This window comes from Collinsella aerofaciens (assembly GCF_025289055.1).
GTDB lineage: Bacteria > Actinomycetota > Coriobacteriia > Coriobacteriales > Coriobacteriaceae > Collinsella.
In genome coordinates, this window is the sequence record NZ_JAESIQ010000021.1 from 44,276 (window position 1) to 53,456 (window position 9,181).

At 60.9% G+C, this 9,181-nt stretch carries 5 protein-coding genes, 1 tRNA gene and 1 other RNA gene; 5 read left to right on the top strand and 2 right to left on the bottom strand.

Going from position 1 to position 9,181, the window contains the following annotated elements; genetic code table 11:
• Positions 1–2: 2 nt before the first annotated feature.
• Positions 3–92: transfer RNA gene (locus tag JMJ97_RS07355), tRNA-Ser, on the bottom strand.
• Positions 93–143: 51 nt separating this feature from the next.
• Here JMJ97_RS07355 and tadA point away from each other — a divergent pair.
• Together tadA and ffs are read left to right on the top strand one after the other, a co-directional pair.
• On the top strand, positions 144–1,925 hold the full coding sequence (gene tadA, locus JMJ97_RS07360; protein ID WP_260699736.1) for a tRNA adenosine(34) deaminase TadA: 1,782 nt from the start codon (positions 144–146) through the stop codon (positions 1,923–1,925).
• 454 nt (positions 1,926–2,379) lie between these two features.
• An RNA gene (ffs, locus tag JMJ97_RS07365) (signal recognition particle sRNA small type) lies at positions 2,380–2,475 on the top strand.
• Between the two features lie 350 nt (positions 2,476–2,825).
• Here ffs and JMJ97_RS07370 read toward each other — a convergent pair.
• A complete protein-coding gene (locus JMJ97_RS07370) occupies positions 2,826–3,815 on the bottom strand; it encodes a coiled-coil domain-containing protein (protein WP_260699737.1) in 990 nt (329 codons plus the stop codon).
• A 210-nt stretch (positions 3,816–4,025) separates the two neighbouring features.
• Between JMJ97_RS07370 and JMJ97_RS07375 the strand changes: the two genes are divergently transcribed.
• From JMJ97_RS07375 to bilS, 3 genes are all read left to right on the top strand, one after another.
• Entirely contained in the window at positions 4,026–5,882 is a 1,857-nt protein-coding gene (locus tag JMJ97_RS07375) for an ABC transporter ATP-binding protein (RefSeq protein ID WP_260699739.1), read from the top strand.
• Complete coding sequence (locus JMJ97_RS07380; protein ID WP_260699740.1) at positions 5,883–7,742, top strand: ABC transporter ATP-binding protein; 1,860 nt, start codon at positions 5,883–5,885, stop codon at positions 7,740–7,742.
• 127 nt (positions 7,743–7,869) lie between these two features.
• The gene (gene bilS, locus JMJ97_RS07385) at positions 7,870–8,421 is read left to right on the top strand and encodes a flavodoxin family protein BilS (protein ID WP_260699742.1); all 552 of its coding nucleotides are present in this window, start codon (positions 7,870–7,872) and stop codon (positions 8,419–8,421) included.
• Positions 8,422–9,181: the final 760 nt, after the last annotated feature.

Below are 9,181 nucleotides of genomic sequence, written 5' to 3' on the forward strand. Positions count from 1 at the left end.
AGTGGCGGAGAGAGGGGGATTCGAACCCCCGGAACGCTCTCGCGCTCAACGGTTTTCAAGACCGCCGCATTCAACCGCTCTGCCATCTCTCCGTGAGTCGTAATGATAGCATCGTTTTGAATTTGCAACAGGGAAGGCGAACGATGACGATCACCGAAATCGACGAGAAGTTCATGCGCGAGGCGCTGGCCGAGGCGCGAGCCGCCGCGGCGGTGGGCGAGGTGCCCATCGGAGCCGTAGTGGTGCGCGACGGCGAGATTGTCGCGCGGGCGCATAATCGTCGCGAGCTCGACCAGGATCCTTCGGCTCATGCCGAGTTCGCGGCCTTGTGCGCTGCCGCTCGGTCGCTCGGTCGCTGGCGCCTTTCCGACTGTACGATCTATGTAACGCTCGAGCCCTGCTGCATGTGCGCGGGTCTTATGGTTAACGCGCGCGTGGGGCGCTGCGTGTATGGCGCGGCCGATGCCAAGGCGGGCGCGTTGGGATCCCTATACGATTTGAATGCCGACTCGCGCCTGAACCATCGGTTTAACATGACGGCTGGGGTCCTGGAAGATGAATGCCGCGAGCTGCTGAGTAGCTATTTTGGCGGTCTGCGCGGAGCGGGCGGTGCTGATTGCGGCTGTGGGGCCGATCTTGAAGCTCACGCCGCTCACGCCGCAGCGCTTGCAGGTGCCGGTGAGGATGCTGGCACGGCGGTTGACTTTGGCCCTGCGTGCCGCCGGCCCCGCCGCGTGTTGCTGGCGATCGACTCCTTTAAGGGCAGCGTTTCGAGCGCGCAGGCGGAGGCGGCGGTTGCCGAAGGCGTGCGCCGCGTTTGGCCCGATGCCGAGGTGCGTGCATTGCCGCTGGCAGATGGTGGCGAGGGAACGCTCGATGCCATCGCCGCATGCGGTGGCGAGCTCTCAACCTGCGATGTCGCAGGCCCCGTGGGCGACCGCGTGTCTGCCCGGATGCTGGTGGACGGCGAGCACGAGTCGGCTGTAATTGAGATGGCCGAGGCGGCCGGCATCGGGTATTCGCCTTGCACGGAGTCGGCGGCGTTGGCGGCCACAACCTATGGCGTGGGCGAACTGATGCTTCATGCGGTTCGCGCGGGTGCAAAGACTATCTATATTGGCTTGGGCGGCAGTGCCACCAACGACGGTGGCGCCGGCATGCTGCAGGCGCTGGGCGCGCGTGTGGTCGATGATCGGGGCTGCGATGTCGCCCCCGGTCTTGCTGGCCTTGAGCGGGTGGCGAGCGTTGATTTGGAGCCGGCGCTGCAGGCTTTGGATGGCGCTCGCATCGTTGTACTCTCCGATGTCGAGAATCCGCTCGTAGGGCGCCGCGGCGCGCTTGCGGTGTTCGGCGGACAGAAGGGTCTGCCGGCGGATGATGCCGAGGCGCTGAGCAGGTGTGACAGCTGGATGGTCGGCTATGGTCGCTTGCTCGATACGGCGATTTTCGAGGCGCGGACCCAAGGGTTGTTGCGCGCGTCCGAGGGTGTGCGGACATTTGGTTCGGTGCTCGGTGTGCCCGGTGCCGGTGCCGCCGGCGGCCTGGGTGCCGCGCTGTTGGCGCTCGGCGCGGAGCTGCGTTCGGGCGTGGAGACGGTGCTCGATCTCGTGGGATTTGACGAGCGCGTGCGCGATGTCGACCTGGTCATTACAGGCGAGGGCAATATGGATGAGCAATCCGCCGCCGGTAAGGCGCCGGTGGGCGTGGCGCGCCGTGCCAAGCGGTGTGGCAAACCGGTGATCGCTGTCGTGGGCGGTCGCGCTGACAACCTGGATGCGGTGTGTGTGCAGGGCATCGACTTGGTGCTTCCGATCTGCCGCAAGCCCATGGGCCTGGAACAGGCACTCGATCCGCAAGAAGCCACAACCAACCTCATCTGCGCCGGCGAAGCGGCCGCTCGATCCTACGACCTTGGCCGTATCTAAAACCCATCCCCTCGATAAGTTGCGGTGAAATACGGAGCGTTTTTGCCTTAAAGGGGCCAATTCAGTCCGTATTCCACCGCAACTTCGAGAATGGCCATTCGAGGTTGGCTGCCTTGGGTCTTGGATCGGACCGTTTGCCACGAAACGTGGCCATCTACTACGTTAAACCGGCCACTCTCGACCATCCCGGAATTTACAAAACAAAACCGCAGGTAGAAAGCTTGCCGATTTTCGAAAAAGTCGGCTATGGTCGACCCCTGTGGCCTAAACGTAGTAGATGGGTCCTTTCTGTGGTGCGGCACCAAGCCGGTCATTTTGGGATGGGACTATTTTGACTACTCATTGGCTGCTCTGGCAATCGGGCTGCAAAAGTAGTCAAAAAAGCTCCGTCCCAAATTAGCTACCTTGCTCTGGCGGGCGGGAGCAGGTAAGATATACCGAGCGCCTAGCGCGTTCGATGGGTTCGGATGACGACATGTTCCGAATCTGGTCAGGTCCGGAAGGAAGCAGCCATAAGGAGCCTCTGTCGGGCATCCGAATCCATCGAGCGCACGGGCGTTTTTTGGTGCCGCGACATGGCCCGGCCGGCGGCGAGGTGTTTGGTGTCTCGCTGGTCCTCGGCTTCGCCTGCGGGATCGCTCGACTACCAAACACCTCGCCGCCGACCGGGCCCCGTCGTCCAAAAATCATCCGTAAAGGCGCGTTTATCTAATTTAAATCTATCCCTTGTGGAATGCGGCTTGCTGGTGTTGTCTGGGCATTGATGGCTATGTGGTTCAAGAGGCGGCGGTGCTGTTGCTTGAATTTTTGCAGTTAAAGAGGCCCGTTTCCCTGGGTTGGGGAAACGGGCCTCTTTTCTCTCTGGGTTTGTGGATTGGCGAAGGTGGTATGCTCTGGCAGCTATTTTGAGTTCCTGATGCGGCGTGTGGCTGTGGCGGTTATTCCGAGGCCTGCGGCGGCGACTGCTGCGAGTGCGATTGCGCTCGGCGCTGTGTCGCCTGTGTTTGCGAGCTTGCCGGTGGTCGTATTTGCTTGCTTGGTGGAGCTCGATGGAGCGTCTTTGCCGGTCGCGGGCGAGCTGGCGGGCTGCGCCGTCTCGGCCGGTTGCACTGAGCTGGAGGGTTTTGTCGTCTCGGCGGGTTTCGTTATCTCGGGCGAGGTGGCCTTATCTGCTGCGGCTTTTGCCTCTTCGTATGCCTTGCAGGCGTCGTTATAGGCCGCTTGTGCCTTTTCCAAATCGCCGAGGAGCGCATCTCGCTTGGCTATGTCCTCGTCGATATGGGCTTTGACATTCTCCGCATCACTTTCAAGGTTATTAATCACTCTTTCCTGGCTCTCGAGCCTATGCCGAACTTGGTCAAGCTCCTCTTCACAAAACTCTTCTTGCCGTTTTGCCGCCATGATCTCCGAACGCAACTGCTTAATGGTTTCGCTAATAGCTTTGCTAGGCTCCTCGTCGCCGAGGTCCTTAAGCACCTTATCTAATTTTGCCTGAAGGCCGCTTGTCCGGTTGCGGGCCTCATCGTATCTGGCTTGGGCTGCATCGACGTTCGCTTGCATGGCGGGAAGGGGTCCCCTGCATTTGGCGGCTTCCGCCACCAGCTTGTCGTAGATCTCTTGAAGAGCGGCAATGTCAGCATCGATTCCCGCAAGTTTCTCGGAACTTGCGGCGTCTTTTGCGGCTTCGAGGTTTTTGAGCGCTTCCTGCATGGCCGCGTACGCCTTTTCTTTTGCGGCGGCCGCATCTTCCGTCTGCAAGGCAACTGCATCGATGGGGGAGCTCGTTTCTGCCGCGATTGCCGTTACGGGGGCGATTCCCGCGACAAGTGCCGCGGAAAGGGCGATGCCCACAGTTGCTCGTCTTGCTCTTCTTGCGAGAATGTCGTTCATCTCGGCACCTCATTTCAAGGGTCGGCGACTAACTTGGTAGCACTAATGTAAATATACCATGCTAGTTGACCCGACACTGGCTGGGTGTGCGCGTATACCCCTCTGAAAACTGAATCCCGTTAGAAATGACGAGTTGTTTACGCTTCTTTTGGGGTGGCGGTACTATCATGGTTCGAATTGAATGTGGATGATGATAGGGAGCGCCTATACATGATTGAGCTGCTCAGGCGTTTTGGTGGTAAGTATCGCCGGTATATGGTGATTGGTCCTGCGTGCAAGTTGATCGAAGTAATCTTTGACCTGCTTACGCCGCTGGTGATTGCCCAGATGATTGATAGGGGCATCGGCGTGCACGATGTGAACGCTGTCGTCCACTACGGTATATTGCTCGCCGCCATGGCCGTGATCGGCATCTCGTTTACGCTCGTCTGCCAAAAGATGGCGGCGCTCACCTCGCAGGGCATGGGTACTGACATTCGCGGCGCACTCTGCCAGCACATCAACAAGCTGAGCTATGCCGAACTTGACCGCTTTGGCACGCCGTCGCTCATCACGCGCATTACCAACGACGTCAACCAGGTGCAGCTTGCTGTGGCGCTGGGCGTGCGCATGCTCATCCGCTGGCCCTTCTTGGCGGTGGGTTCCATGGTCGCGGCCCTTGCCATCGACCTTAAGCTCGGCATCATCTTTTTGATTTGCACGCCCGCCATCGGCCTGGTGTTTTGGTTTGTCATGGCGCGCTGCATCCCGTACTACAAGCAGCTGCAGGCAAAGCTCGACCGCATCGCGCTCATTTGCCGCGAGGGGCTTTCGGGCGCCCGCGTGGTCCGGGCGTTTGTGCGCGAGGGTCACGAACGTGAGCGTTTTGCCCAGGCGGCCGATGACCAGGCGCGTGTCGCAATCGCGGTGGGCAAGCTCTCGTCGATCCTCAACCCCGTCACGTTTTTGGTGATGAACCTGGGCGTGTGCGCCATCCTGTGGGTGGGCGGCATCCAGGTCAACGTGGGCGAGCTCACGCAGGGCCAGGTCATGGCATTCGTCAACTACATGACGCAGACCCTGACCTCCATCGTGTATGTCGCCAACCTGGTCGTGGTCTTTACCAAGGCGAGCGCCAGTGCGTCGCGTCTCAACGAGGTGCTCAATTGCGTGCCGAGCATTACCGACGAGGGCAACCAGCCGGTTGCGCTGCCCGAGCCGGGCGCACTGGCGGGTGGCGCTGTTCCGGTCCCCGCGCTGAGCTTGAGCCATGCGAGCTTCTCCTTTGGCGCGGGCGCCGCCAACGCCGTCAATGACGTGACCCTGGAGCTGCCGCTGGGCAAAACGCTCGGCATTATCGGCGGCACGGGCAGCGGTAAGTCGACGCTCGTCTCGCTTATCCCGCGCCTGTACGATGCGAGCACCGGCAGCGTGAGCGTGATGGGCGCCGACGTGCGCGCCTGGCCGCTCGACCAGCTGCGCCGTGTGGTCGCGACCGTCCCACAGCGCGCGTCGCTGGTGAGCGGCACCATCCGCAGCAACCTGACCTGGCGTGATGAGGCGGCAACCGACGAGGAACTCTGGGCGGCACTCGACATGGCGCAAGCGAGTGAGTTCGTGCGCAACAAGCCGCAGGGGCTCGGCGCCCCGGTCGAGGCGGGCGGCAAGAACTTCAGCGGTGGCCAGCGCCAGCGCCTGACCATTGCGCGTGCCCTGGTGGGCTCGCCGCAGATTCTGATTATGGATGACTCCGCCTCGGCGCTCGACTTTAAGACCGATGCAGCGCTTCGCCACGCCATCCGCGAGCGCAGCGTACGCGGTGCCGCCGCGGGCGGACTCCCGCTAACCACGGTGATCGTGAGCCAGCGCGTCTCGACCGTGCGCGATGCCGACATGATCTGCGTGCTCGACCACGGCTCGGTCGCGGGCCTGGGTACGCACGAAGAGCTGTACGCAAGCTGCCAACTCTATCGCGAGATTTGCCAGTCGCAGCTTCGTCGCGAGGAGCTCGAGGGTCAGCAGGGGAGCACGACGCCCGCGTCCGCCCCGGCTGCCCCGGCATCCACTTGCGCAAAGGAGGGCTGCTAAATGAATCCGTATACTTCTTCCGGTTCGGTCGCCACGATGACGGCCAACGTGTCCGGCAACGATAACCTTAACGACCTGGGCGACGGCCCGCGTCAGCCCGGCGACCCCGAGCGCTACCCCGTGGGCGCGGTGACCCGCCGTCTGCTGGGCTACGTCCGTCCGCATCGCATTTCGTTTACGGCGTCGTTTGTGAGCGCCGCCATCTCGGTGGTCTTGCAACTCTATACGCCCATCCTCATCGGCGAGGGCATCGACCTCATCGTTGCCGCCGGGCAGGTGGACTTCGGGTCGCTGCTGCCGCTTGTTACCAAGCTCGCAATCGTCGTGGTGGGCGCGGCAGCCTTCCAGTGGCTGCAGGGCTACTGCGTCAACCGTCTATCCTACGAAACGGTGCGCGACATGCGCGTGGAGGCGAGCGACAAGCTCAGCCGCATGCCGCTCAGCTTTATTGACGGCCATGCCCACGGCGACCTCATGAGCCGCGTGGTCAACGATGTCGACCAGGTGGGCGATGGCCTGCTGCAGGGCTTTACGCAGCTCTTTACCGGCGTCATCACCATCGTGGGCACGCTCGCATTTATGCTCTCCATCAACCTGACCATGACGCTCGTGGTGGTGCTCGTTACGCCGCTTTCCATCTTTGCGGCCGGTGCCATCGCCAAGCTTTCCAATAAGAGCTTCACTGCTCAACAGCGCATCCAGGGCCAACTCGGCGGTCATATCGAGGAGTATGTGGGTGAGCAAAAGCTCGTGGACGCCTTCGCCTACGGCCCGCACGCTCAACAGCGCTTTGATGCCCTTAACGCCGAGCTCTATACGGCGGGCGAGCGCGCGCAGTTTATGGGCTCGCTCTCCAACCCCGGTACGCGCTTTATCAACAACATCATCTACGCCGTGGTTGCCGTGATCGGCTGCGCGGGCGTGATCACGGGCGTGCCTGCGGCGCTTACGGTGGGCGGCGTGCAAATCTTTCTGTCCTATGCTAACCAGTACACCAAGCCATTCAACGAGGTCACCAACGTCATTACGCAAATCCAGACGGCGTATGCCTCGGCGCGCCGCATGTTCGCGTTGCTCGATGCACGCGAGCAGGAGCCCGACGCTGTGGATGCCATTGAGCTCGCCGCCCCGAAGGGCGAGGTTTCGTTTGAGCATGTGGACTTTAGCTATGTGCCCGACCGCAAGCTGCTGCAGGATATCTGCATCGAGGCCAAGCCCGGCATGCGTTTTGCCCTGGTCGGCCCCACGGGCTGCGGAAAGACAACGCTCATCAATTTGCTGCTGCGTTTTTACGATATCGATGCCGGTCGCATTACGGTCGATGGTCGTTCTTCGCGTGACTACACGCGCGCAAGCCTGCGCCGCGCCTTTGGCATGGTGTTGCAGGACACTTGGCTGTTCGAGGGCACGGTGGCGGAAAACATCGCCTACGGCTGTCCCGACGCCACGCGCGAGCAGGTTATCGAAGCTGCCAAGCGCGCGCACGCGCACAAGTTTATCGTGCAGCTGCCAAGCGGCTACGATACGGTCATCGGCGAGGACGGCGGCACGTTTAGCCAGGGCCAAAAGCAGCTGCTGTGCATCGCACGCGTCATGCTCACCGACCCGGCGATTCTGCTGCTGGACGAGGCGACCTCGAGTATCGACACACGCACCGAGCTGCAGGTGCAGGCGGCGTTCGACAAGCTCATGGCTGGCCGCACAAGCTTTGTCGTGGCGCACCGCCTGAGCACCATCCGCAACGCCGACTGCATTCTGGTGATGCGCGACGGCGAGATTATCGAGCGCGGCACGCACGACGAGCTGCTGGCGGCAGACGGCTTCTACGCCGAGCTCTACCGCAGCCAGTTTGCCCAGTGAGCAAGCCAGTGGGGCAAATTAATCAATCGACAGACGGTGGTTTACATCTGTCACGTTAGTACTAAGATATTCATCTAATAAATTGCATTAGTGGCTTTAGTTTTGGGGGAAACGAGGCAACGTGACTATGACGTGCTCTTTGGTGGTTAACAGCAAGAGCGGTAATACCAGGATGGTTTCGGGCGCGATCAAGCGCACTCTGCAGGCTGCGGGTGTTGAGTTTGTCCATGCCGCGGCGTTGAGCGACGATGCGGATGCAGATCAGGTTGCGCTCGAGGCGCAGGGCGCCTGCGCGGCCGACACGGTGCTCGTCGGTTTTTGGTGCGACAAGGGCGCGTGCACGCCTTCGGTCGCGGCGTTGCTCTCCGCTTTGCACGGCAAGCGCGTCTTCCTGTTTGGCACCTGCGGCTTTGGGGCCGATCAGAGCTATTACCAGCAGATTATCGACCGCGTAACTTCCAATTTGGCTGGGGATGCCGAGCTTGCGGGCTGGGCGATGTGCCAGGGCAAGATGGGCCCCGCGGTCAAGCAGCGCTACGAGGCCATGCTCGAGCAAGATCCCGACAATGTCCGCTTTAAGATGCTGCTCGATAACTGGGTCGCCGCAAAGGATCACCCCACCAAGGAAGATCTGGACAACATGGCTGCAGCCGCCAAAAAGGCCGTGCTGGGGGAGTAGCTCCCATCGCTGACGGCGGTCGGTCCATCTTTCTAAATGAAACGTCCTCCCGGGCGTCGGGGCACGAAGTTCCCTGCTCTACAGTCCTGCGCAAGACGAAGGCCACATTAAGTGGCCTTCTTTGCGTGCGGAACTCGCGATGAACTTCGTGCCCCGCCGTCCGGGAGGACGCCTCTTTATTGATGGGAGGCCTGATAGGTCGATGGTTCCGTGCCCGGATGCGTCCAAAGTGGGACGGGCTTTCCGGATGGGCAGGCTTTCGAAAAATGCGTCCCGGAATTTGCCTTTGGAATGGGACGTAGTTTCCCGTTGAGGTGCTTTGCGGAAAGTGCATCCCACTCTGGGCGGTCGAAGTGGGACACACTTTCCCAAAGGCGCTCCAACGGGAAATTGCGTCCCATTATTCGGTCAAGAAACGGGATGCATTTTCCCAATGAGAGCAAAACCGGAAAATGCATCCCACAATCAGCCCTCAAAGTGGGACGCCGTTTCCCAATGAGGCTCAAGCGGAAAATGCGTCCCGGAATTTGCGCTCAAAGTGGGGTGCGGTTTCCGGTTGAGGATCTAAGGGGAAAATGCGTCCCAGAATCGACGCTTGAAATGGGATGCAGTTTCCCGATGAGGCACTCGACGGAAAATACATCCCAGAAATGGCCTTTGAGCTGGGATAAGATTTCCGCGGCATCTCGGATTCTCAAAAATGAGGGTAGCGCGCACAGTCGTGGTGTAAGAAGCAAGGGAGGGCCATCGCCTAGAATCG

Excerpts from the sequence above, each read along its gene's own strand:
- tadA (WP_260699736.1), top strand. The coding sequence starts at position 144 with ATGACGATCACCGAAATCGACGAGAAGTTCATGCGCGAGGCGCTGGCC.
- JMJ97_RS07380 (WP_260699740.1), top strand. The coding sequence starts at position 5,883 with ATGAATCCGTATACTTCTTCCGGTTCGGTCGCCACGATGACGGCCAAC.
- JMJ97_RS07370 (WP_260699737.1), bottom strand. The coding sequence starts at position 3,815 with ATGAACGACATTCTCGCAAGAAGAGCAAGACGAGCAACTGTGGGCATC.
- JMJ97_RS07375 (WP_260699739.1), top strand. The coding sequence starts at position 4,026 with ATGATTGAGCTGCTCAGGCGTTTTGGTGGTAAGTATCGCCGGTATATG.
- bilS (WP_260699742.1), top strand. The coding sequence starts at position 7,870 with ATGACGTGCTCTTTGGTGGTTAACAGCAAGAGCGGTAATACCAGGATG.